The sequence below is a fragment of the Enterobacter asburiae genome (genome assembly GCF_024599655.1).
In the GTDB taxonomy this organism is placed as follows: domain Bacteria; phylum Pseudomonadota; class Gammaproteobacteria; order Enterobacterales; family Enterobacteriaceae; genus Enterobacter; species Enterobacter asburiae_D.
The window spans coordinates 580,408-603,198 of sequence record NZ_CP102247.1; the positions used below are offsets into that span (position 1 = coordinate 580,408).

Annotated in this window: 20 protein-coding genes; 9 read left to right on the forward strand and 11 right to left on the reverse strand. The window is 56.0% G+C overall.

Annotated elements, in window-relative coordinates; translation table 11 throughout:
• Nucleotides 1–3 precede the first annotated feature (3 nt).
• Nucleotides 4–276, forward strand: a complete 273-nt coding sequence (locus NQ230_RS02790) for a barstar family protein (RefSeq protein WP_063143598.1) — start codon at nt 4–6, stop codon at nt 274–276.
• Nucleotides 277–338: 62 nt separating this feature from the next.
• Here the strand turns inward: NQ230_RS02790 and yhcN (NQ230_RS02795) are convergent, their stop codons facing one another.
• The 3 genes from yhcN (NQ230_RS02795) to argR all read right to left on the reverse strand — a co-directional run bounded on the left by yhcN (NQ230_RS02795) (nt 339) and on the right by argR (nt 1,826).
• Nucleotides 339–605: a peroxide/acid stress response protein YhcN gene (yhcN, locus tag NQ230_RS02795; protein ID WP_023333630.1), complete on the reverse strand. Its 267-nt coding sequence runs from the start codon at nt 603–605 to the stop codon at nt 339–341.
• A gap of 111 nt (nt 606–716) precedes the next feature.
• Nucleotides 717–980 carry a peroxide/acid stress response protein YhcN gene (gene yhcN, locus NQ230_RS02800; RefSeq protein WP_023333629.1) on the reverse strand — a complete coding sequence of 88 codons (264 nt, stop codon included), beginning with the start codon at nt 978–980 and terminating at the stop codon, nt 717–719.
• A gap of 375 nt (nt 981–1,355) precedes the next feature.
• A complete protein-coding gene (gene argR, locus NQ230_RS02805) occupies nt 1,356–1,826 on the reverse strand; it encodes a transcriptional regulator ArgR (protein ID WP_023309388.1) in 471 nt (156 codons plus the stop codon).
• A gap of 397 nt (nt 1,827–2,223) precedes the next feature.
• On the opposite strand from argR, the gene mdh reads away from it, so the two are divergent.
• Entirely contained in the window at nt 2,224–3,162 is a 939-nt protein-coding gene (gene mdh, locus NQ230_RS02810; protein ID WP_121424792.1) for a malate dehydrogenase, read from the forward strand.
• Nucleotides 3,163–3,220: 58 nt separating this feature from the next.
• Here the strand turns inward: mdh and degS are convergent, their stop codons facing one another.
• From degS to zapG, 3 genes are all read right to left on the reverse strand, one after another.
• Nucleotides 3,221–4,288 carry an outer membrane-stress sensor serine endopeptidase DegS gene (degS, locus tag NQ230_RS02815; RefSeq protein WP_032659674.1) on the reverse strand — a complete coding sequence of 356 codons (1,068 nt, stop codon included), beginning with the start codon at nt 4,286–4,288 and terminating at the stop codon, nt 3,221–3,223.
• 91 nt (nt 4,289–4,379) lie between these two features.
• A complete protein-coding gene (degQ, locus tag NQ230_RS02820) occupies nt 4,380–5,747 on the reverse strand; it encodes a serine endoprotease DegQ (RefSeq protein ID WP_257259853.1) in 1,368 nt (455 codons plus the stop codon).
• 171 nt (nt 5,748–5,918) lie between these two features.
• Nucleotides 5,919–6,317 (reverse strand): Z-ring associated protein ZapG, encoded by a 399-nt coding sequence (zapG, locus tag NQ230_RS02825; protein WP_008502832.1) that lies wholly within the window; start codon nt 6,315–6,317, stop codon nt 5,919–5,921.
• 189 nt (nt 6,318–6,506) lie between these two features.
• Here zapG and zapE point away from each other — a divergent pair, with 189 nt between their 5' ends.
• From zapE to sspB, 5 genes are all read left to right on the forward strand, one after another.
• Nucleotides 6,507–7,631 (forward strand): cell division protein ZapE, encoded by a 1,125-nt coding sequence (zapE, locus tag NQ230_RS02830; RefSeq protein WP_257259856.1) that lies wholly within the window; start codon nt 6,507–6,509, stop codon nt 7,629–7,631.
• 289 nt (nt 7,632–7,920) lie between these two features.
• Entirely contained in the window at nt 7,921–8,349 is a 429-nt protein-coding gene (rplM, locus tag NQ230_RS02835; protein ID WP_006178824.1) for a 50S ribosomal protein L13, read from the forward strand.
• Nucleotides 8,350–8,364: 15 nt separating this feature from the next.
• Entirely contained in the window at nt 8,365–8,757 is a 393-nt protein-coding gene (rpsI, locus tag NQ230_RS02840) for a 30S ribosomal protein S9 (RefSeq protein ID WP_003860436.1), read from the forward strand.
• Nucleotides 8,758–9,065: 308 nt separating this feature from the next.
• The gene (gene sspA / locus NQ230_RS02845; protein ID WP_023333624.1) at nt 9,066–9,704 is read left to right on the forward strand and encodes a stringent starvation protein SspA; all 639 of its coding nucleotides are present in this window, start codon (nt 9,066–9,068) and stop codon (nt 9,702–9,704) included.
• A gap of 5 nt (nt 9,705–9,709) precedes the next feature.
• Nucleotides 9,710–10,207: a ClpXP protease specificity-enhancing factor gene (gene sspB, locus NQ230_RS02850; RefSeq protein WP_024906337.1), complete on the forward strand. Its 498-nt coding sequence runs from the start codon at nt 9,710–9,712 to the stop codon at nt 10,205–10,207.
• Nucleotides 10,208–10,235: 28 nt separating this feature from the next.
• On the opposite strand, the gene gltD is transcribed toward sspB, so the two are convergent.
• Both gltD and gltB read right to left on the reverse strand, forming a co-directional pair.
• On the reverse strand, nt 10,236–11,654 hold the full coding sequence (gltD, locus tag NQ230_RS02855; RefSeq protein WP_023333622.1) for a glutamate synthase subunit GltD: 1,419 nt from the start codon (nt 11,652–11,654) through the stop codon (nt 10,236–10,238).
• Between the two features lie 9 nt (nt 11,655–11,663).
• The gene (gene gltB, locus NQ230_RS02860; RefSeq protein WP_257259859.1) at nt 11,664–16,124 is read right to left on the reverse strand and encodes a glutamate synthase large subunit; all 4,461 of its coding nucleotides are present in this window, start codon (nt 16,122–16,124) and stop codon (nt 11,664–11,666) included.
• A gap of 687 nt (nt 16,125–16,811) precedes the next feature.
• On the opposite strand from gltB, the gene mnmL reads away from it, so the two are divergent.
• Complete coding sequence (gene mnmL, locus NQ230_RS02865) at nt 16,812–17,753, forward strand: tRNA modification radical SAM protein MnmL/YtqA (RefSeq protein WP_257261303.1); 942 nt, start codon at nt 16,812–16,814, stop codon at nt 17,751–17,753.
• Here mnmL and NQ230_RS02870 read toward each other — a convergent pair.
• Nucleotides 17,733–19,235 (reverse strand): helicase HerA-like C-terminal domain-containing protein, encoded by a 1,503-nt coding sequence (locus tag NQ230_RS02870; RefSeq protein WP_257259862.1) that lies wholly within the window; start codon nt 19,233–19,235, stop codon nt 17,733–17,735. The genes mnmL and NQ230_RS02870 overlap by 21 nt on opposite strands.
• Nucleotides 19,236–19,372: 137 nt before the next feature.
• On the opposite strand from NQ230_RS02870, the gene NQ230_RS02875 reads away from it, so the two are divergent.
• Nucleotides 19,373–21,010, forward strand: coding sequence for a dihydroxyacetone kinase subunit DhaK (locus NQ230_RS02875; protein WP_257259864.1), 1,638 nt, complete (start codon nt 19,373–19,375; stop codon nt 21,008–21,010).
• A 90-nt stretch (nt 21,011–21,100) separates the two neighbouring features.
• Here NQ230_RS02875 and ahr read toward each other — a convergent pair whose 3' ends face one another.
• Nucleotides 21,101–22,120, reverse strand: coding sequence for an NADPH-dependent aldehyde reductase Ahr (ahr, locus tag NQ230_RS02880; protein ID WP_121424784.1), 1,020 nt, complete (start codon nt 22,118–22,120; stop codon nt 21,101–21,103).
• Nucleotides 22,121–22,203: 83 nt separating this feature from the next.
• Complete coding sequence (locus NQ230_RS02885) at nt 22,204–22,707, reverse strand: GNAT family N-acetyltransferase (protein ID WP_219321611.1); 504 nt, start codon at nt 22,705–22,707, stop codon at nt 22,204–22,206.
• Nucleotides 22,708–22,791: the final 84 nt, after the last annotated feature.

The window sequence follows — 22,791 nt, forward strand, 5'->3', positions numbered from 1 at the left end:
GCAATGAAAACCTATACGTTTGATTTTGACGAGATCGACAGTCAGGAAGACTTCTACCGTGAATTTATCCGGGCGTTTGATCTTGAACGGGAAAGCGTGACGAATCTGGATACGCTGTGGGACGTGGTCACCGGCAGTCTGTTGCCGCTACCGCTGGAAATTGAGTTCATCCATTTGCCCGATAAGCTTCGCAGACGTTTTGGCGCGCTGATATTGCTGTTCGATGAAGCGGAAGAAGAGCTTGAAGGACAGCTGCGCTTTAACGCGCGGCATTGAATGAAAAAAAGCCCCTGACCAAGAGGCCAGGGGCAAGTCGTATGATGAGATACGACGAGGGTTTATTTATACAGCTCTGCCGTTGCATGCCAGTGGTCACCCTGATTCAGTTCGGTGACGCGATAGCTGCTGGCGCCTGCTTTTTCAGCTTTGGCGGCAAGTTCGTGACGGATATCCATCGGTGAACCGGTGACAGACGTTACGGAGATGCTGCCCATACGCTGTAGATTTTGTGCCTGGTCGGCATTCACCTGCTGTACGGCTGCGCTTGCGCCGAAAGAGAGAACAGATGCCAGACCGAGGGTTGCGATGATCAATTTGGTTTTCATAGTCTTTACTCCTGAATAGGGTTTTTTACTCAACGGCGAGAAGGGTTGAACCGCTATTTTTATGCCTGGTGCCGTTGAGTGGAGATTTACGTTTTCAGCTATTACTAAAACTTATTTGTACAGCTCAGCGGTGGCGTGCCAGTGGTCACCGGAACGCGCTTCGATGATGCGATAGGATGACGCACCCTGTTCTTCCGCTTTTTTGTTCAGCATCTCATGCATGTCCATTGGCGATGTGCCGACCGCACCGACAGAAACCGTACCGATGGCCTGACGGGACTGCGCCTGGTCAGCATTGATAGCGTCAGCCGCGAAAGCACCGAATGACAGGACGGACAGGACGCTCAGCGCCGCTACAGTTGATTTGATTTTCATGATTCTTACCTCGTCGAATTTTTTAGTGGGGTCTTGTTTCGTGACCCTCATCACAAAATCAAGTATACACTAATAACGGTAAAAATTAATACCAGACTAATGGTTTCCCTTGTTATTACGTGTTAACCAGTCTGTTTTTTATAACCAAATTGCATAATATTGGGTGTTTTTTGTCCAATTATGGCGGGTATATCTAATTAAATCATATGGATATCTGATTTTGATTTTTTGTGCGATTTTTTGATTTAGCATTCACCAGATGAATGTTAATGGGTGGTAAAAAGCACTATTTGTCAAAGTGAAGGGCAGTGGAAAAGAGGGGGGAACGCAGCAGAAGCAGAACGATCCCCGCAGTGGCGCTACGGGGAGAGGGGATTAGAGTTCCTGTTCGAACAGAACCAGAATCGCTTCGTGGAGATCTTTCACGGAGAAACCGCTAGCCGGTGTGGTAAAGATGGTGTCATCGCCGGCGATAGTCCCGAGGATACCCTCCGTTTTACCCAGCGAGTCCAGCATGCGGGCAATCAGCTGCGCGGCACCCGGGCTTGTGTGGATCACCACGACGGCGTCGTTATGATCGATATCCAGAACCAGATTCTTGAGCGGGCTGGAGGTGGTCGGCACGCCAAGTTCTGCCGGCAGGCAATAGACCATCTCCATCTTGGCGTTACGGGTACGCACCGCGCCAAATTTCGTTAACATGCGGGAGACTTTCGACTGGTTAATGTTATCGAAGCCTTGTTCCTGCAGCGCCTGAACAATTTCTCCCTGAGAACTGAATTTCTCTTCTTTGAGTAGCGCCTTAAACGCCTTTACTAATTCTTCTTGCTTAGACGAGCTTCGCATAAGTCACCCGGAATATGACGATAGAAACAACATTATTATGCATGTGGATGAATTTTTATGCAAATTATCTACCCAGTGGTAGGCTGAAATAATGTTATGAAAGGGAGTGATTTTATCAGATTTCGTTATCAGAAAACATGCCTGGGTCACGCCGCGCAAATAAGCTTAAAAGTAAATTAAATGTTATCAAAATGATGTTGTTTTGGTGGCGGGGCAGGGTGTATTGTAACCACCTCTTAAAGCGTTGCCCTCTGTCCTCAGATAGTCTTCTGATGAGAGATAAAGTCGCGTGACCTCAAATTCTTTAGCTACGAAAATTGTAATTATTTACTTGCTGAATTATGGTCGCCGCAACGGATTTACAGATACTTAAGTTAACCATAATAAGGAGTTTAGGATGAAAGTCGCAGTCCTCGGCGCTGCTGGTGGTATCGGCCAGGCGCTTGCCCTACTACTGAAAACCCAACTGCCTTCAGGCTCAGAACTCTCCCTGTACGATATTGCCCCGGTAACCCCAGGTGTGGCGGTTGACCTGAGCCACATCCCGACCGCTGTAAAAATCAAAGGCTTCTCCGGTGAAGATGCACGTCCTGCACTGCAGGGTGCCGACGTGGTGCTGATTTCTGCAGGCGTGGCGCGTAAGCCAGGCATGGATCGTTCAGACCTGTTCAACGTCAACGCGGGCATCGTGAAAAACCTGGTGCAGCAGATTGCAGAAGTCTGCCCGAAAGCATGCATCGGTATCATCACTAACCCGGTGAACACCACCGTGGCTATCGCGGCAGAAGTGCTGAAGAAAGCGGGTGTTTACGACAAAAACAAACTGTTCGGCGTGACCACGCTGGATATCATCCGTTCCAACACCTTTGTTGCTGAGCTGAAAGGCAAACAGCCAACAGAAGTGGAAGTTCCGGTCATCGGCGGTCACTCTGGCGTCACCATCCTGCCTCTGCTGTCGCAGATCCCTGGTGTGAGCTTCACCGAGCAGGAAGTGGCTGACCTGACTAAACGCATCCAGAACGCGGGCACCGAAGTGGTGGAAGCGAAGGCGGGTGGCGGTTCTGCGACCCTGTCTATGGGCCAGGCTGCTGCACGTTTTGGTCTGTCACTGGTTCGCGCTCTGCAGGGCGAGAAAGGCGTTGTTGAATGCGCTTACGTTGAAGGCGATGGCGAACATGCTCGCTTCTTCTCTCAGCCGCTGCTGCTGGGTAAAAACGGTATCGAAGAGCATAAATCCATTGGTACGCTGAGCGCGTTTGAAAAACACGCGATGGAAGGCATGCTGGATACGCTGAAGAAAGATATCACCCTGGGCGAAGAGTTCGTTAACAAGTAAAACGAACCGTCTCCCGGTAAAAAAAAACGGAGCTTATCGCTCCGTTTTTTTATGCCTGTCAGTTAGTGGCCGGGTATTCCTGAATCGTTACGTGCAGCGTCAGTTTCTTGTCGTTGCGCATGACCTCAACAGGGATGATAGAACCCGGGCGAATTTCTGCCACCTGGTCCATCGTCTCCAGCGCGGAGACCGCTGGCGTGCCGTTGACTGACACAATGACATCGTTTACCTGAATCCCTGCGTTAGCCGCCGGACCTCCTGGTGCCACCTCGTTAACCACGATGCCCTGAATCTGATCGATACCGCCGCCCTGGGTGTGCATCGGCGCAATTTCGCGCCCGCCGATACCGATATAGCCGCGGATCACGCGTCCGTCGCGGATCAGTTTATCCATAATTTTGGTCGCCAGCTGGAACGGAATGGCAAAGCCGATCCCTTCCGGCGTCTCACCGTCGTTACTCTTATCAAACGAGAGGGTATTGATGCCCATCAGTTCGCCCAGCGAGTTGACCAGCGCACCACCGGAGTTACCGTGGTTAATTGAGGCATCGGTTTGCAGGAAGTTCTGCCTCCCGGAGGGGTTCAAACCGATACGACCGGTCGCGCTGATAATCCCCTGGGTGATGGTCTGGCCCAGGTTGTAAGGGTTACCGATAGCCAGTACGACGTCACCAATATGCGGGGTACGTTTACGGTTGATCGGGATGACCGGCAAACCGCCCGTGGCGTTAATTTTCAGAACGGCCAGGTCGGTCAGGCTGTCAGACCCAACGAGTAACGCCTCAAACACGCGGCCATCCTGCAGGGCGACGATGATCTGGTCGGCGTCGTTAATCACGTGCTTGTTGGTAATAATGTAGCCGCGCTCGTCCATGATCACGCCGGAGCCGAGGGTACGGATCTCCAGCTGGTTATGGGCTGAAGCATTCAGGCCACGGTTATAGACGTTAACCACCGCAGGTGCGGCACGGCGGACGCCCTGGTTATAGGTGGCCGGGGTTTCATCCGTGCTATCGAACTGGGGAGCCGACAGTTTATTGAACTGACGTAATGACGGCAGCGCCAGCAGCAGCAGGCCAGCGACAATCAAACCGATGACAATAGAACGTAAGAGCTTTAAAAGCATGATGCGCGTGTCGTTAAAATAGGAACGATTTGCAGCATAACATGAGTTATCCGGACATCACACGCAGCGGTGATGTCCGGGTCGCAAATGCTTAGCGCAACAGAATATAGATGGACTCATTGCCACGCATGACCTGCAGGGCAATAACCGCCGGTTTACTTTCCAGCACCTTGCGCAGTTCGGCAATGGACTGCACGCGATTGCGGTTGACACCGATGATCACGTCATCCTGATGCAATCCAGCCTGTGCCGCAGGGCTGCTCTTCTCGACGGTGTCGATGGTAATGCCTTTCGTACCGTCCTTCAGCTGCCCATCGCTCAACGTAGCCCCTTGCAGCGCCGGGGCGATAAGCTCCGCACTGGCCGAGGAAGAGGTGCTCTTATCCAGCGTCACTTCAACGTCAAGCGGCTTACCGTCACGTATCAGGCCCAGCTTCACTTTGGCGCCAGGTTCCGTTGTGGCAATCCGCGAACGCAGTTCTGCAAAGCTGCTCAGCGGTTTGTCGTTCAGGCTGACGATCACATCACCCGACTTCACGCCCGCTTTTGCCGAGCCGGAGTTTGGCAGCACTTCACTGACAAACGCCCCGCGCTGCACGTTGATGTTGAACGCTTTTGCGATATCCGCGCTCATCTCCATCCCTTTAATACCCAGCAGCCCGCGTTTGATTTCACCGAACTGGATGAGCTGCTGCGCCAGCGTTTTGGCCATATTGCTGGGGATAGCAAAACCGATCCCGATGCTGCCGCCGCCCGGGGCCAGAATCGCCGTGTTAATCCCAATCAGCTCGCCGTTAAGGTTGAGCAATGCCCCGCCGGAGTTCCCACGGTTGATTGAGGCATCGGTCTGGATAAAGTTTTCCAGCCCTTCCAGATTGAGGCCGCTGCGCCCGAGCGCGGAGACGATCCCGGAAGTCGCGGTCTGCCCTAAACCAAAGGGGTTGCCCACGGCGACGGCAAAATCGCCGACGCGCAGTTTGTCCGAGTCCGCGATGGCAATCTGGGTCAGGTTGCTTGGGTTTTGCACCTGCAGCAGCGCGATGTCGCTCTGGTCATCGCCGCCGATCAGTTTGGCATCAAATTCGCGGCCATCGTTCAGCTGGACGCTGATTTTATCGGCCTGGCTGATGACGTGATTGTTGGTGAGAATATAGCCTTTTGACGCATCAATAATGACGCCAGAGCCCAGGCCTTCAAAAGGCTGCGCCTGCTGGTCCGGAGACTCATCGCCAAAATATTTTTTCAGTTCTTCAGGGACGCGTTGGCTTTGTACTGCGGTGCCCTCAACCTGAACGCTGACGACCGCAGGCAACACTTTTTCCAGCATGGGCGCGAGGCTTGGAATGGCCGCCTGGCCAGGCACCTGGGAGGGGATGGCGGCGAATACAGGGACGGACGCCGAGAGAGATAACCCGACACTTAACGCGATAGCGCTCAACAGCTGGTTTTTTTTCTTCATCGATGTTGACTCTCGTAACCTGGAATAAAGGAAAAACGGCCCTAAAAACACGTTGATGTTATTGAATTTTAAACCGCTGAACAATGAGGTGTTTAACTAAATGATAGCTGGGGTCATCAAGAAAGGACGGGCACAATCGCTGCGCCCGTAAAATAAATTCAGGTTGTGCGATTAATCGCGTTTTACACCGCCGCGCAGCAGGCCGGACGCGCCATCGGAATAGTCGCGAGGCATCTGAACGGGCGCCTGATCGTTACCGGCTTCAGAGTCAGCCAGACGGTTGCGGAATGGGTTGGTTTCCGCGGTCATTTCCGGCAGCAGGCTGCTGGAGCTTTTTGCCATATGTTGGTACAGCTGACGATAGTCGGTTGCCATGTTGTCCAGCAGCTCGGCGCTACGGGCAAAATGGCTGACCAGCTCTTCGCGATACTCTTCCAGCTCGGCTTTGTTCTTTTCCAGTTCGTACTGCAGTGACTGCTGCTGACGCAATTTGCGATTACCGAAACGCATGGCCACAGCACCGATGACGATGCCGACGACTAAACCGATTAGCGCATATTCCCAGGTCATGAACTTCTCCCGTTGTCTTGTTGTTCCGTAGGGTGTTGGCTCGGCTCCTGCCTGTGCCTGATAATGCCACTATAACCGCTATTTCTGCAGAAGTGGAATCCTGACGTATCATCGCGTAGTGTAGAACGGCCTTTTTTTCATCAGTCACGTCTGCTGGTGAGCGTTAATTGAAGGAATAACAATAAGATTATGCAAAACCTGTCCCCTGCATCGCGATATCAACTGGCCCTAAACGAGGGCACTCATCAGCCTGATGACGTTCAACGTGAGGCGGTAAACCGTCTGGAGATGATTTACCAGGAGCTCACGGCAAAACCCGCTGAAGTCGAACAGAACGGTGGGCTAAAGGCGGCGTTTGGGCGGTTGCTCGGTAAAAAAGCGCCACAGGCTCACGCGCCGGTGCGCGGTTTATATATGTGGGGCGGGGTCGGTCGCGGAAAAACCTGGCTGATGGACCTGTTCTATCTGAGCCTGCCTGGCGCACGTAAACAGCGTCTGCACTTCCATCGTTTTATGCTGCGGGTGCATGAAGAGCTGACCGCACTGCAGGGCAAGAGCGATCCGCTGGAGATTGTGGCCGACAGGTTCAAGGCGGAAACCGACGTACTCTGCTTCGACGAGTTTTTTGTGTCTGACATCACCGATGCCATGCTGTTAGGCGGCCTGATGGAAGCGCTATTTGCCCGCGGGATCACGCTGGTGGCCACGTCGAATATCCCGCCGGATGAGCTCTATCGTAACGGCCTGCAGCGGGCACGCTTCCTGCCCGCCATCGATGCCCTCAAGCAGCACTGCGACATCATGAACGTCGATGCCGGTGTTGATTATCGTCTGCGCACGCTGACCCAGGCGCACCTGTGGCTTTCGCCGTTAAATGCAGAGACCACCCGCGAGATGGATACACTTTGGCTGGCGCTGGCGGGGGCAAAACGCGAGCACGCCCCGGAACTCGAGATTAACCATCGCCCGCTGCCCACCCTTGGCGTCGAAAACCAAACGCTGGCGGTCTCCTTTACGACGCTCTGCGTGGATGCCCGCAGCCAGCACGACTACATTGCGCTTTCGCGTCTGTTTCACACCGTGATGGTGCTGGATGTGCCGGTGATGACGCGGCTGATGGAGAGCGAAGCACGCCGCTTCATTGCGCTGGTGGACGAGTTTTATGAGCGCCACGTCAAGCTGGTGGTCAGTGCCGAGGTACCTTTATATGAGATTTACCAGGGCGAGCGGCTGAAGTTTGAGTTCCAGCGCTGCCTGTCGCGCCTGCAGGAGATGCAGAGCGAAGAATACCTGAAGCTGGAGCATATGCCATAAATGCCACCCTCTCCCGTGGGAGAGGGGCTGGGGGTGAGGGTACCAGACAGCACAATACCCACCCCCGAAAAACCCATTCCAAATCGCATTTAAGGGTCGATCTTTGACCTCAACTTCTCTATAATCTTGCGACCCCACGTTACGAGAAGGTTTTTTTCCCAAAACTTTCTATGTGTCGGCATGTGCTATTCGAAGGGGTAGGTTTGCCGGACTTTGTCGTGTGAGCCTCAACTGACTAAACGTTTGGGTGTTCACCAACGTGTAACTTATTTATTTGGGTAAGCTTTTAATGAAAACTTTTACAGCTAAACCAGAAACCGTACAGCGCGACTGGTATGTTGTTGACGCGACCGGTAAAACTCTGGGCCGTCTGGCTACTGAACTGGCTCGTCGCCTGCGCGGTAAGCACAAAGCGGAATACACTCCGCACGTTGATACCGGTGATTACATCATCGTTCTGAACGCTGATAAAGTTGCTGTAACCGGCAACAAGCGTACTGACAAAGTGTACTATCACCACACCGGCCACATCGGTGGTATCAAAGAAGCGACCTTTGAAGAGATGATTGCCCGCCGTCCTGAGCGTGTGATTGAAATCGCGGTTAAAGGCATGCTGCCAAAAGGCCCGCTGGGTCGTGCTATGTTCCGTAAACTGAAAGTTTACGCAGGCAACGAGCACAACCACGCGGCACAGCAACCGCAAGTTCTTGACATCTAATCGGGATTATAGGCAATGGCTGAAAATCAATACTACGGCACTGGTCGCCGCAAAAGTTCCGCAGCTCGCGTTTTCATCAAACCGGGCAGTGGTAAAATCGTAATCAACCAGCGTTCTCTGGAACAATACTTCGGTCGCGAAACTGCCCGCATGGTAGTTCGCCAGCCGCTGGAACTGGTTGATATGGTAGAAAAACTGGATCTGTACATCACCGTTAAAGGTGGTGGTATCTCCGGTCAGGCAGGTGCGATCCGTCACGGTATCACCCGCGCTCTGATGGAGTACGACGAATCCCTGCGTTCTGAACTGCGTAAAGCTGGCTTCGTTACTCGTGACGCGCGTCAGGTTGAACGTAAGAAAGTGGGTCTGCGTAAAGCACGTCGTCGTCCACAGTTCTCCAAACGTTAATCCATTCTGCTTACGCAGAACGATTGGCGAAAAACCCGCTTCGGCGGGTTTTTTTATGGATAATGTGCAGGTTATCCACAATCTCCATGCATATATCTTCTCTTTTTCCACATTTCCAGAATCCCCTCACCACAAAGCCATCAAAATCTGGTAAACTATCATCCAATTTTCTGCCCAAATATCGGTGAATACTCGATTTTTGTTCGTTTCTTGAACAATGTGTTTTCTCTGGGATGGGCGATACAACATCTGGCTGGCCCCTGTTGGGCTGGTAGCAGTAAAAATTCTGAATATACCTGGAGGTTTTCATGGCTGTCGCTGCCAACAAACGTTCGGTAATGACGCTGTTTTCTGGTCCTACTGACATTTATAGCCATCAGGTTCGTATCGTGCTGGCCGAGAAGGGTGTCAGTTTTGAGATCGAGCATGTGGAAAAGGATAACCCGCCTCAGGATCTGATCGATCTCAACCCGAGCCAAAGCGTACCGACGCTGGTGGATCGCGAGCTGACCCTGTGGGAATCCCGTATCATTATGGAATATCTGGATGAGCGTTTCCCGCATCCGCCACTGATGCCTGTTTACCCTGTCGCGCGTGGCGAAAGCCGCCTGTACATGCAGCGTATCGAAAAAGACTGGTACTCGCTGATGAACGTTATCGTCAGCGGTTCTGCTTCTGAAGCCGACGCTGCGCGTAAGCAGCTGCGTGAAGAGCTGCTGGCTATCGCCCCGGTGTTTGGCCAGAAACCGTTCTTCCTGAGCGATGAGTTCAGCCTGGTGGATTGCTACCTGGCACCGCTGCTGTGGCGTCTGCCAACCCTGGGCGTAGAGTTCAGCGGTCCTGGCGCGAAAGAGCTGAAGGGCTATATGACTCGCGTATTTGAACGCGACTCTTTCCTGGCATCTTTAACTGAACCGGAACGTGAAATGCGTCTCGGCCGAGGCTAATGACTGTGGAAATGTCACAACTTACCCCACGCCGTCCGTATCTGCTGCGCGCCTTCTATGAATGGCTGCTGGATAACCAGCTCACGCCGCACCTGGTTGTGGATGTGACGTTGCCTGGCGTGCTGGTTCCAATGGAATACGCGCGTGACGGACAGATTGTACTGAACATTGCGCCGCGTGCGGTGGGTAACCTGGAGCTGGCAAACGATGAAGTGCGCTTCAACGCGCGTTTCGGCGGCGTGCCGCGTCAGGTTTCCGTACCTCTGGCAGCCGTGCTGGCTATCTACGCGCGTGAAAACGGTGCGGGTACCATGTTCGAGCCGGAAGCGGCGTATGATGAAGATGTTGCCAGCCTGAATGATGACAACGCATCCGATGAGCGCGAAAGCGACACGGTGATGTCACTTATTGATGGCGATAAACCCGATCATCACGACGACAATGACCCTGATGACGATCCGCCTCCGCGCGGTGGTCGTCCGGCACTTCGCGTCGTGAAATAAAAAACAGGCCCAATCGGGCCTGTTTTTTTTATACTTCCAGGTAGTTCAGTATACCGTCAGCCGCCTTGCGGCCTTCGGCAATCGCCGTCACCACCAGGTCAGAACCGCGAACGATATCGCCACCGGCGAAGATTTTCGGGTTGCTGGTCTGGAACGCATTATCGCTACCTTCTGGCGCAATCACGCGGCCCTGTGAATCCAGCTCGACGCTGTGCTTCGCCAGCCACTCCATGCTGTGAGGACGGAAACCGAACGCCATCACCACGGCATCGGCCGGGATCACGTGTTCAGAACCGGCGACGATCTCGGCGCGACGACGGCCTTTCGCATCCGGTGCGCCCATCTCGGTGCGCGCCATCTTCACGCCGCTCACTTTACCGTTGGCATTCACTTCAATACCCAGAGGCTGGATGTTGAACTGGAATTCCACGCCCTCTTCACGCGCGTTTTTCACTTCGCGTTTAGAGCCCGGCATGTTCTCTTCGTCACGACGGTAGGCGCAGATCACGTGTGCCGCGTTCTGACGAATAGACGTACGCACGCAGTCCATCGCGGTATCTCCCCCGCCCAGCACCACCACGCGTTTGCCTTCCATGCTGACGAAAGGTTCTTCGGCCGTTTCGCCATAACCCATGATCTGCTTGGTGTTGGCAATCAGGAACGGCAGCGCATCGTACACGCCCGGCGCGTCTTCGTTCTCCAGACCGCCGCGCATGGACTGATAGGTGCCCACGCCCAGGAACACGGCGTCGTAATCCTTAAGCAGGTCGTCGAGCTGCACATCGCGGCCCACTTCCACGTTCAGTTTGAACTCAATACCCATGCCGGTGAAAATTTCACGGCGACGGGTCATGACCTCTTTCTCCAGCTTGAAGGCCGGGATACCGAAGGTCAGCAGACCGCCGATTTCCGGATGACGGTCAAAGACCACCGCCTTCACGCCGTTGCGGGTCAGCACGTCCGCACAGGCCAGGCCCGCCGGGCCCGCACCGATGATTGCCACGCGCTTGTCGGTTTGCTTCACGCCGGTCATATCCGGACGCCAGCCCATCTCGAACGCTTTATCGTTGATATAGCGCTCGATGTTGCCGATGGTCACCGCACCGAACTCGTCGTTCAGCGTACAGGAGCCTTCGCACAGACGGTCCTGAGGACACACGCGGCCGCACACTTCCGGCAGGGTGTTTGTCTGGTGAGACAGCTCGGCGGCTTCAAAAATACGCCCTTCATTGGCCAGCTTCAGCCAGTTCGGGATGTAGTTGTGTACCGGACACTTCCATTCGCAGTAAGGGTTACCGCAGGACAGGCAGCGGTCTGCCTGCGCTTTGGCCTGGCCTTCTGAAAACGGCTCGTAGATTTCAACAAATTCAATTTTGCGGATCTTCAGCGGTTTCTTTGGCGGATCAACACGCTGCAGGTCGATAAACTGGTATACGTTCTGGCTCATCTGAATTCCTTACTGCGCCTGCACGCGCAGCTCTGCTGCGCTACGACTACGGTGACCCAACAGGGCTTTAACATCGCTGGACTTCGGCTTAACCAGCGCGAATTTCGCAGAGAACGCCGGCCAGTTCGCCAGGATCTCTTCGCCGCGCGAAGAACCGGTATGCTGCACGTGTTCGGTAATCAAACCGCGCAGGTGTTCCTCATGGATAGCCAGCGTATCAACGTCCAGCACTTCTACCAGCTCCGGGTTCACGCGTTTGCGGAACTCACCGTCTTCATCCAGGACGTAGGCAAAACCGCCCGTCATGCCCGCGCCGAAGTTCACGCCGGTTTTACCCATTACGCAAACAATCCCGCCCGTCATGTATTCACAACCGTTATCGCCAATGCCTTCCACCACGGTGATAGCACCGGAGTTACGCACCGCAAAACGCTCGCCCGCACGGCCTGCTGCGAACAGACGACCGCCGGTCGCGCCGTACAGGCAGGTGTTACCGATGATGCTGGCTTCGTGGCTGCGGAAGGCTGAGCCGACCGGAGGACGCACCGCCAGCAGACCGCCTGCCATGCCTTTACCGACGTAGTCGTTGGCATCGCCGGTCAGGTACAGCTCAACGCCGCCTGCGTTCCATACGCCGAAGCTCTGACCCGCGGTACCGCTGAAGTGCGCGGTAATTGGATCCGCTGCCAGCCCCTGGTCACCGTGCGTTTGCGCGATATAACCGGAAAGGGAAGCGCCCACGGAGCGGTCGGTGTTGCGGATATCAAACCAGAACGTTTTGCTCTGCTTGTCGTCCACGTACGGCTTCGCCTGCTGCAACAGCTGCGCGTTCAGCACGCCGTTATCGAACGGCGGGTTGTTCTCGGTGCAGTAGACCGCTTTGCCAGGGTGCGGCTGCGCGGTTTCCAGCAGCTTAGACAGCTCAAGCTTCTGCTGCTTCGCCGTGAAGCCTTCCAGCTCTTTCAGCAGGTCAGTGCGGCCAATCAGGTCCACCAGGCGTTTAACGCCCAGCTGCGCCATCAGCTCGCGGGTTTCGCGCGCGATGAAGTCAAAGTAGTTGGTTACTTTGAACGGCAGACCGTGATAGTGGTTCTTACGCAGCTTCTCGTCCTGGGTAGCCACGCCGGTTGCGCAGTTGTTCAGGTGGCAAATACGCAGGTATTTACAGCCGAGCGCAACCATCGGGCCGGTACCGAAGCCGAAGCTTTCCGCGCCGAGGATCGCCGCTTTGATGATGTCGAGGCCGGTTTTCAGGCCACCGTCCACCTGCAGGCGGATCTTGTGACGCAGACCGTTAGCCACCAGCGCCTGCTGGGTTTCCACCAGGCCAAGCTCCCACGGACAGCCCGCGTATTTCACGGAGGAGAGCGGGCTAGCGCCGGTACCGCCGTCGTAGCCGGCGATGGTGATGAGATCCGCATAGGCTTTCGCCACGCCGGTGGCGATGGTGCCGACGCCCGGTTCGGAAACCAGCTTCACGGAGATCATCGCCTTCGGGTTGACCTGCTTCAGGTCGAAAATCAGCTGCGCTAAGTCCTCGATAGAGTAGATATCGTGGTGCGGCGGCGGGGAGATCAGCGTCACGCCCGGCACGGAATAGCGCAGTTTGGCGATGTACGGGGTAACTTTATCACCCGGCAACTGACCGCCTTCGCCCGGTTTAGCACCCTGAGCGACTTTAATCTGGATCACGTCGGCGTTGACCAGGTACGCAGGCGTCACGCCAAAGCGACCGGATGCCACCTGCTTGATGCGGGACACTTTGTTGGTGCCGTAACGCGCAGGGTCTTCACCGCCTTCGCCGGAGTTGGAGTTGCCACCGATGCTGTTCATGGCTTCCGCCAGCGCTTCGTGGGCTTCCGGGCTCAGCGCGCCGATGGACATCGCCGCGGTATCGAAGCGTTTGAACAGTTCGGATGCAGGCTCAACCTCGTCAATGCTGACCGCTTCATCACCCGGGTTCAGGGCAATGAGGTCGCGCAGCGTTGCCGCAGGACGGTTGTTGACCAGTTCAGCGTACTGCTGATAATCGCTGTATTCACCGCTCTGAACCGCCTGCTGCAGCGTGCGCACCACGTCCGGGTTATAGGCGTGGTATTCGCCACCGTGGACGTATTTCAGCAGACCGCCCTGATCCAGCGGCTTACGTGCCAGCCATGCGCGTTTGGACAGGTTCACCAGATCCTGCTGGAAGTCAGCAAAACCGGCGCCGCCGATGCGGCTGACCACGCCCTGGAAGCAGAGGTTGGCGACTTCGTCATGCAGGCCGACCGCTTCAAACAGCTTCGAACAGCGGTAGGAGGCAATGGTCGATATGCCCATTTTGGACATGATCTTGTACAGACCTTTGTTGATGCCGTTACGGTAGTTCAGCATCACCGCGCGGTAATCTTTATCGATCGCGCGGGTATCCACCAGGCGTGCCAGCGTTTCGTAGGCCAGGTACGGGTAGATCGCCGTCGCACCGAAGCCTAACAGCACGGCAAAGTGGTGCGGGTCGCGGGCGCTGGCGGTTTCAACAATGATGTTGGCGTCGCAGCGCAGGCTCTTATCGACCAGACGCGTCTGGATAGCGCCAACCGCCATCGGGGCAGGCACCGGCAGACGGTTTTTCGCGATATTGCGGTCGGACAGCACCAGCAGAACGGTACCGTTACGCACCATCTGTTCGGCTTTGTCACACAGCGCATTCACCGTCTCTTCGAGGCTCGCTTCGGTCACGTCGAAGGTAATATCGAGCGTGTCGGCGCGGTAGTGCTCCTCTTTCATGGTGGTGAGCTGTTTGAAATCGGAGTACAGCAGGATCGGGGATTTAAAGGTCAAACGGTGCGCCTGGCCTTCTGCTTCGCAGAAAACGTTCATCTCGCGACCGATGCTGGTCGCCAGCGACATCACGTGCGCTTCACGCAGCGGGTCGATCGGCGGGTTGGTGACCTGCGCGAACTGCTGACGGAAGTAATCGTAAATGATGCGCGGCTGGCTGGAGAGCACGGCAAACGGGGTATCGTCACCCATGGAGCCGACCGCTTCCTGACCGTTTTCACCCAGTACGCGAATAACAGAGTCCAGCTCTTCCGCGCTGTAGTTAAATTGTTTCTGGAAGCTCGCAAGCATATCGTCGTCCAGTTCGCGACGACCCACTTCTTCATCCGATAAATCTTCGAACGGCACGAGGCGACGCACGTTCTTCTCCATCCACTCTTTGTACGGATGGCGGCTTTTCAGATCGTGATCGGTTTCGGCTGAGTGCAGAATGCGCCCGCCGCGGGTGTCGATAACCATCAGCTCGCCCGGGCCGACGCGGCCCTTCTCGACCACTTCGTCAGGCTGGTAATCCCAGATACCGACCTCAGAGGCGCAGGTGATGAGCTTGTCTTTGGTGATGACGTAGCGTGCCGGACGCAGACCGTTACGGTCCAGGTTACAGGCAGCGAAGCGACCGTCGGACATGACAATGCCCGCCGGGCCGTCCCACGGCTCCATGTGCATGGAGTTAAAGTCGAAGAACGCGCGCAGCTCGGGGTCCATATCCGGGTTGTTCTGCCAGGCCGGTGGCACAAGCAGACGCATGGCGCGCACGATGTCCATCCCGCCTGCCAGCAGCAGTTCCAGCATGTTATCCATTGAGCTGGAGTCAGAGCCGGTTTCGTTCACGAACGGCGCGGCATCGTGCAGGTCAGGGATCAGTGGCGTCTGGAACTTATAGGTACGGGCGCGGGCCCACTGGCGGTTACCGGTGATGGTGTTGATCTCGCCGTTGTGCGCCAGGTAGCGGAACGGCTGAGCCAGCGGCCAGCGTGGAACGGTGTTGGTGGAGAAGCGCTGGTGGAACAGGCAAATGGCCGATTCCAGACGCAGGTCCGCCAGGTCCAGGTAGAAGCGCGGCAGGTCAGCCGGCATACACAGACCTTTATAGATGTTCACCAGGTTAGAGAGGCTACAAACGTAGAACTCTTTATCATCCTGGAGACGTTTTTCAATGCGGCGGCGGGCGATAAACAGACGGCGTTCCATATCACGTGGACGCCAGCCCGCAGGCGCGTTAACAAAAATCTGTTCAATACGAGGCAGCGAGGAGAGGGCGATTTCACCGAGCACCCCTTCGTTGGTTGGCACATTGCGCCAGCCGACAATCGACAGGGTTTCACGCTGAAGTTCTTCTTCGACGATGCGGCGTGAGGCGGCAGCCTTTTCAGGATCCTGGTTCAGGAACAGCATACCGACAGCGTAGTTTTTGGCTAAACGCCAGCCGCGCTCTTCCGCCACGATGCGGAAGAAACGATCCGGTTTTTGCAGCAGCAGTCCGCAACCGTCGCCCGTTTTACCATCGGCAAGAATCGCGCCACGGTGCTGCATTCGGGCCAGTGCGTGAATAGCAGTACGCACTACCTTGTGGCTAGGTTCGCCTTCTATGTGGGCGATCAGGCCGAAACCACAGTTATCCTTCTCAAGGGATTTATCGTACAACATATCAGTGAACCTCCCCAGGCTCGTCGGGCTTCCCACTGAACTTTACCGTGGCGCACAGGCACAGAAAGAGCATGGCGACGGGGTTTGCGTTTCATACGCGGACCTCGCATTCGCCCTCTTTTTCATCCTTTCGCGCAGGTAAACAAGTTTGAGGACTTGCTTCAGAGGGAATCTCAATTACTGCATAAATATGATGAGCAGGCCGCTCATCCAGAAAGCTTCCAGCGGATTTCCAACTTATCGGGAATTGGTACACAGGTCAAATGGCAATCTTATTTATACAAAAATGTGCTAAATAGAGTTTATGTCATTGTAATTAAAGGGTATTTAACTATTTTTACATTGATTGCATGCCCTGACAGGACGTAGCGGAGTGTGATCTGACTCACTATATGAAAGCGGTATTATCAATGTAGCGTGCTGAATAGCCGTTTTATAGCAGAATAATAATCTGGCATTGACTGCGAACCCGCATAAAGTCACTGTTTTTCAATGGTGGCGCTATAAATGAAAAAAACAATCAGAACATAAGGAAAAGTAATCACGGGCAGCGTGAATGAAATTGCAGTAATCCTGAGTATTTATTCATATAGATAAAGGCCGTCCAGGGCGATTGATCCAGGTCATCGCCGACAGAGGCTAAAAGTGGCAGGCTTGTCCCCTTTCTCCGGGACGGTCTATCAGATTATGCAGTTACAGAAATTAGTCAATATGTTTGGTGGGGATCTTTTGCAGCGGTACGGGCAAAAGGTTCATAAGCTGACGCTGCACGGCGGGTTTAGCTGCCCGAATCGCGATGGCACCATCGGGCGCGGCGGCTGCACCTTCTGTAACGTAGCGTCCTTTGCTGACGAAGCCCAGCAGCATAAATCTATCGCGGAACAGCTCGCCCATCAGGCCAGCCTGGTGAACCGCGCGAAGCAGTATCTGGCCTATTTCCAGGCCTACACCAGCACGTGGGCGGAGGCGCAGGTGCTGCGCGCTATGTATCAGCAGGCCGTCAGCCAGGCTAACATCGTTGGGCTGTGCGTGGGCACGCGCCCGGACTGCGTGCCGGACGCGGTGCTGGACCTGCTCAGCGAGTACAAAGAACAAGGCTACGAGATCTGGCTGGAGCTGGGCCTGCAAACCGCGCACGACAAAACCCTGCACCGCATTAACCGTGGCCATGATTTTGCCTGCTACCAGCGCACCACGCGCCTGGCCCGTGAGCGAGGGCTGAAGGTCTGTTCACACCTGATTGTTGGGTTACCCGGTGAAGGTCAACAGCATGGCCTTGAAACGCTGGAAAAGGTGGTTGAGACCGGCGTGGACGGCATTAAGCTGCACCCGCTGCATATCGTTACGGGAAGCATTATGGCGAAAGCCTGGGAAGCGGGGCGGTTAAGCGGAATTGAGCTTGAGGACTATACGGTGACGGCGGGGGAGATGATTCGCCACACGCCGCCGGAAATCGTCTACCACCGCATCTCGGCCAGCGCCCGCCGTCCAACGCTTCTGGCACCGCTATGGTGTGAGAACCGCTGGACGGGGATGGTGGAAATCGACCGTTATCTGCAGGAGAACGGCGTGCAGGGTTCGGCGCTTGGCCGCCCGTGGATTCCCCATCTACCGGCGACGGCCGCCTAACAGACTCCCCAGCATGCCGCGCACTATCTGATTGGTGACCTGTCGCGCCGCGCTTTTCGCCATGGTTTGTACCACGCCGTCGCGCTTGCCGCCGCGCGGCCCGGTGCTGCCGAACAGAATGTCTTTGAGCTCCCCGAGAATACCGTCATCCACGGCGACAGACTGCCCTTTAGCGGCAGGCGCATCCTGCGATTCGGTGGTCGCCTGCACCCCTTTTTGCAGCATCTCGAACGCGGACTCGCGATCCACCTCGTCTTCGTACTTCCCGTAAACCGGAGAGTGGTTAATCAGGCCGTTACGTTCATCGTCGGTAACCGGCCCCATGCGCGAGCAGGGCGCGATCACCATGGCGCGTTCCACCACGGACGGGCTGCCCTTCGCATCCAGGAACGAGATCAGCGCTTCACCGGTGCCTAACGCCTGAATCGCCGCTTCGGTATCAAAGGCAGGATTGGCGCGCATGGTTTGCGCGGCGGCTTTCACCGCTTTCTGATCCTTCGGCGAAAAGGCGCGCAGGGCGTGCTGCACGCGGTTACCAAGCTGGCCGAGCACGTTATCCGGGATATCCGACGGGTTTTGTGAAACAAACCAGACGCCGACCCCTTTGGAGCGGATCAGGCGGATCACCTGTTCAATTTTATCCAGCAATACCTGCGGCGCGTCGTTAAACAGAAGGTGCGCTTCGTCAAAGAAGAACACCAGCTTCGGTTTTTCCAGGTCGCCCGCTTCCGGTAACTGCTCGTACAGTTCGGAGAGCATCCACAGCAGGCTGGCGGCGTAGAGCTTTGGCATCTGGTAGAGCTTCTCGGAGCTCAGAATGTTGATGATGCCTTTGCCGCTGCTGTCGGTGCGCATCCAGTCTTTGATATCCAGCATCGGCTCGCCGAAGAAGTGTTCGGCACCCTGTTGCTCCAGGGTTAGCAACCCACGCTGAATGGCGCCCACCGAGGCGCTGCTGATATTGCCGTACTGGTTCTGGAAGGATTTGGCGTTATCGCCGATGTACTGCGTAATGGCGCGCAGATCTTTAAAATCAAGCAGCAGCAGTCCCTGATCGTCGGCAATGCGGAAGATAATATTCAGCACACCGGACTGCACGTCGTTGAGGTTAAGCAGACGGGCCAGCAGCAGCGGGCCGAGATCGGAGACGGTGGCACGCACCGGATGGCCTTTCTCACCAAAGATATCCCACACCACCACCGGATTGTTATGCGGCGTCCAGTCCGTGATGCCAATATTCTTCAGCCGTTCGAGCAGTTTTTCAGAGGCCGTCCCTTCCTGAGCCACACCGGTTAAATCGCCTTTCACGTCAGCCATAAAGACCGGTACGCCAATCTCCGAAAGCGATTCCGCCAGCTTTTGCAGGGTGACGGTTTTCCCCGTCCCGGTCGCTCCGGTGATCAGACCGTGGCGGTTCGCCATCGCGGGCAGTAAATACAGCTCTTTTTCCAGCGTCCGGGCAATTAACAATGGTGTACTCATGATGCGCTTCCTCTCTTTGTCCTGGGTGGAGTATAGGCAACCTGATAGCAATTTGGTTGAGTAAATTCCTGACTTTGCGGCGCATTATCCAGTGCGGACTATGCTTTTGCATACGGTTCACAAAATAGTGGGAAACTATGTCCAGATTCTTCTTTAACGATCGCAAACAGCTGGTCAACGATGCCATTGAAGGCATACTGCTTTCTGCGCCACACTCAAACCTCGTCAAACTTGATATCGATCCGGCCATCAGGATCGTCGCGCGCGGCGACTGGGACAAAAGCCGCGTAGCGGTGATCTCCGGCGGCGGTTCAGGCCACGAACCCGCGCACGCCGGGTTTGTCGGCAAAGGGATGCTGACGGCGGCAGTGTGTGGCGATCTGTTTGCCTCGCCGAGCGTGGATGCGGTGCTGAATGCCATTGTGGCGGTCACGGGCGATCGCGGCTGTCTGCTGATCGTCAAAAACTACACTGGCGATCGCCTGAACTTTGGCCTGGCGGCAGAAAAGGCCAAACGCTATGGCCTGAAGGTGGAGATGGTGATCGTGGCGGACGATATCGCGCTGCCGGATAACAAACAGCCGCGCGGTATTGCCGGTACGGCACTGGTGCATAAGATTGCGGGCTATGCAGCGGAGCACGGGAAATCGTTGAGCGAGGTGCGGGATATTGCGCAACAGGCCTGCGACAACCTGTGGAGCCTGGGCGTCGCGATGCAAACCTGCAACCTGCCGGGCAGCGACGAGGAAGAGGGGCGCATTAAGCAAGGTCACGTCGAGCTGGGTCTGGGCATTCACGGCGAGCCGGGAGCTTCCGTCGTGGATACGCAGAACAGCAAAGCCATTATCGACACGCTGGTGACGCCGCTGCGCGCGCAGGCGGGAGAGGGGCGCTTTGCGGTATTGATTAACAATCTTGGCGGCGTCTCGGCGCTGGAGATGGCCCTGCTGACCAAAGAGCTGGCGCATTCGGCGCTGAAAGAGGAGATCGCGTACCTGATTGGCCCCGCGCCGCTGGTGAGCGCGCTGGACATGAAGGGCTTTTCGCTCACGCTGCTGAAGCTTAACGATTTCTTCGAAAAGGCGATTCACGCCGAGGTCGAGACGCTGGGCTGGCAGAAGCCCGTGGCGTTTGCGCCACTGCGCACCGTGTCGCATAGCGCCATCCACGATCGCGTGGAATACACCCCGTCGGACAATCTGCGGGTGGGCGAATATGTCTCCTCGGTGACCAGCACGCTGCTCCAGCTGGAAAACCGACTGAACGCGCTGGATGCCAAAGTGGGCGACGGTGATACCGGCTCTACCTTTGCGCAAGGCGCGCGGGATATTGCGCAGCGCCTGGAGGAGCATAAACTTCCGCTGAACGACGTGTCGACGCTGCTGCTGCTGGTGGGCGAGCGGCTGGCCACGGTGATGGGCGGATCGAGCGGGGTGCTGATGTCGATCTTCTTCACGGCGGCCGGACAAAAGCTTCACGATGGGCAGCCGCTACCGGAGGCATTGCTCGGCGGGCTGGCGCAGATGAAGCAGTACGGCGGGGCAGATCTCGGCGATCGTACCCTGATCGACGCGCTACAGCCGGCGCTGGAGGCGTTGCAGAAAAAAGATCTTCAGTCAGCGGCGCAGGCGGCACAGCAGGGGGCAGAGGCAACGGCGAAAATGGCGAAAGCCGGAGCAGGGCGCTCGTCGTATGTGAATAAAGAGAATCTGGACGGCGTGATGGATCCGGGGGCGGTCGCGGTGGCAGAGGTGTTTTCTGCACTGGTGCGATAGGTGAGAATAGCCCGGTGGCGCTGCGCTTACCGGGCCTACAAAACCGGATCCAGGCCGGGTAAGGCGAAGCCGCCACCCGGCAATGTCACATCAAAAATCCGCTTTCAACACCACGCGGTAGCGGGCTTTGCCGTCACGCACGTGCTGGATCGCTTCGTTAATTTTCGACATCGGATACAGTTCGGTGGTCGGGGCCACTTTGGTGCGTCCGGCAAACTTCATCAGCTTGCGCAACTCAAACGGCGTACCGGTCGCGGAACCTGACACGCTGCGATCCCCGCCGATCAGGGTAAACGCCGGAACCGGCAGCGGCTTCATTACGGCACCTACGGTATGGAAGTTACCGCCGTAGGCCAGTGCTTCAAAGTACGGCTGCCAGTCGAGATCCACGTTCACGGTGTTGATGATCAGGTCAAACTGCCCAGCCAGCGCGTTCAGTGCGTCAGGATCGCGGCTGTTTACGACTTTATCCGCACCCATCGCCAGCACTTCTTTCTCTTTCGCCGGGTTCGAGCTAAACGCCGTGACTTCACAGCCCATCGCGTGCAGCAGCTTGATGGCGATATGCCCCAGACCGCCAATACCGATCACGCCCACGCGGCTGGTGGCGGTGATATGGTGCATCAGCAGGGGTTTAAAGACGGTGATACCGCCGCACAGCAGCGGACCAGCGGATTCGATATCAATGCTGTCCGGCAGCGGGATGACCCATTGCCAGTCGGCGCGCAGCTTATCGGCAAAACCGCCCTTGTTCAGAATGGTGGGAATGGCGCCTTCGAGGCAGTTGATCTGATTGCCGCTGATACAGGCATCGCAATGACCACAGCTGCGTGCCGTCCAGCCAATGCCCACGCGCTGGCCCACTTTCAGCCCTTTGTCCTGCGCGGCGCTACCGAGCGCCACGACGCGGCCAATGACTTCGTGCCCGGCAACCAGCGGATAGCTCGAGAAGCCCCATTCGTTGTCGATCATCGAGAGATCCGAGTGGCAGATCCCGCAGTAATCAACCTGTACTTCGACGTCTTCTGCTTTTAGTTCGCCCGCATCGTACTCGTACAGCTCAAGTTCTGCACCCGCCTGCGGTGCGGCGTAGCTTTTTATCTTCGACATCGTGTTTCCCCCGTTATGGTGTGAACTGAGAGTGTAGAGCATTCAGTTTACAGCCGCTTAACAGAAGAGGGCAGGAACGAAAGTTACAGACTTTTCAGCATCCTGACTTCGCAATCAACGTGGCCGGTACAGCCCAGCGGCGCATCGATATGCTCAAAGCCCAGATGTTCATACAGGCCGATGGCCTCTTTGAGGAAAGCGGTGGTTTCAAGGTAGCAGCGGGTAAACCCCTGCTTGCGCGCATGGTCCAGCGCAATCAGCGCCAGCTTTTTCGCCAGCCCTTGCCCGCGCGCCGTTGGCAGAAAATACATTTTCTGTAGTTCGCAGATATCCGGCTCGCTGCAGCTGAGGGGTGCCACGCCGCCACCGCCCACAACCTGGTCGTTCTGCTCGATTACCCAGTAGGCATGCCCTGGCTGGCTGTAGAGCTGGAAAAGCTCGTCCAGGTTCGGGTCTGCAACCGTGTAGCCTTTGTCAGCCGTCAGGCCATATTCGGCAGAAACGGTGCGGATAACGGCGGCGATAGCCGGATTATCCTGCTCAGTGATCCGACGCATCGTCGTCGCGACGGGGGTAATCACGCTCATAGCATTACTCATTACAAAAATTGACACATAACTGCTGTTAATAGCACCGCAGAAAGGGGAGTGCAAGCGAGGAGTTTTCAGGAA

Coding starts and splice junctions, on each gene's coding strand:
- NQ230_RS02790 (WP_063143598.1), top strand. CDS start 4: ATGAAAACCTATACGTTTGATTTTGACGAGATCGACAGTCAGGAAGAC.
- yhcN (WP_023333630.1), bottom strand. CDS start 605: ATGAAAACCAAATTGATCATCGCAACCCTCGGTCTGGCATCTGTTCTC.
- yhcN (WP_023333629.1), bottom strand. CDS start 980: ATGAAAATCAAATCAACTGTAGCGGCGCTGAGCGTCCTGTCCGTCCTG.
- argR (WP_023309388.1), bottom strand. CDS start 1,826: ATGCGAAGCTCGTCTAAGCAAGAAGAATTAGTAAAGGCGTTTAAGGCG.
- mdh (WP_121424792.1), top strand. CDS start 2,224: ATGAAAGTCGCAGTCCTCGGCGCTGCTGGTGGTATCGGCCAGGCGCTT.
- degS (WP_032659674.1), bottom strand. CDS start 4,288: ATGCTTTTAAAGCTCTTACGTTCTATTGTCATCGGTTTGATTGTCGCT.
- degQ (WP_257259853.1), bottom strand. CDS start 5,747: ATGAAGAAAAAAAACCAGCTGTTGAGCGCTATCGCGTTAAGTGTCGGG.
- zapG (WP_008502832.1), bottom strand. CDS start 6,317: ATGACCTGGGAATATGCGCTAATCGGTTTAGTCGTCGGCATCGTCATC.
- zapE (WP_257259856.1), top strand. CDS start 6,507: ATGCAAAACCTGTCCCCTGCATCGCGATATCAACTGGCCCTAAACGAG.
- rplM (WP_006178824.1), top strand. CDS start 7,921: ATGAAAACTTTTACAGCTAAACCAGAAACCGTACAGCGCGACTGGTAT.
- rpsI (WP_003860436.1), top strand. CDS start 8,365: ATGGCTGAAAATCAATACTACGGCACTGGTCGCCGCAAAAGTTCCGCA.
- sspA (WP_023333624.1), top strand. CDS start 9,066: ATGGCTGTCGCTGCCAACAAACGTTCGGTAATGACGCTGTTTTCTGGT.
- gltD (WP_023333622.1), bottom strand. CDS start 11,654: ATGAGCCAGAACGTATACCAGTTTATCGACCTGCAGCGTGTTGATCCG.
- gltB (WP_257259859.1), bottom strand. CDS start 16,124: ATGTTGTACGATAAATCCCTTGAGAAGGATAACTGTGGTTTCGGCCTG.
- mnmL (WP_257261303.1), top strand. CDS start 16,812: ATGCAGTTACAGAAATTAGTCAATATGTTTGGTGGGGATCTTTTGCAG.
- NQ230_RS02870 (WP_257259862.1), bottom strand. CDS start 19,235: ATGAGTACACCATTGTTAATTGCCCGGACGCTGGAAAAAGAGCTGTAT.
- NQ230_RS02875 (WP_257259864.1), top strand. CDS start 19,373: ATGTCCAGATTCTTCTTTAACGATCGCAAACAGCTGGTCAACGATGCC.
- ahr (WP_121424784.1), bottom strand. CDS start 22,120: ATGTCGAAGATAAAAAGCTACGCCGCACCGCAGGCGGGTGCAGAACTT.
- NQ230_RS02885 (WP_219321611.1), bottom strand. CDS start 22,707: ATGAGCGTGATTACCCCCGTCGCGACGACGATGCGTCGGATCACTGAG.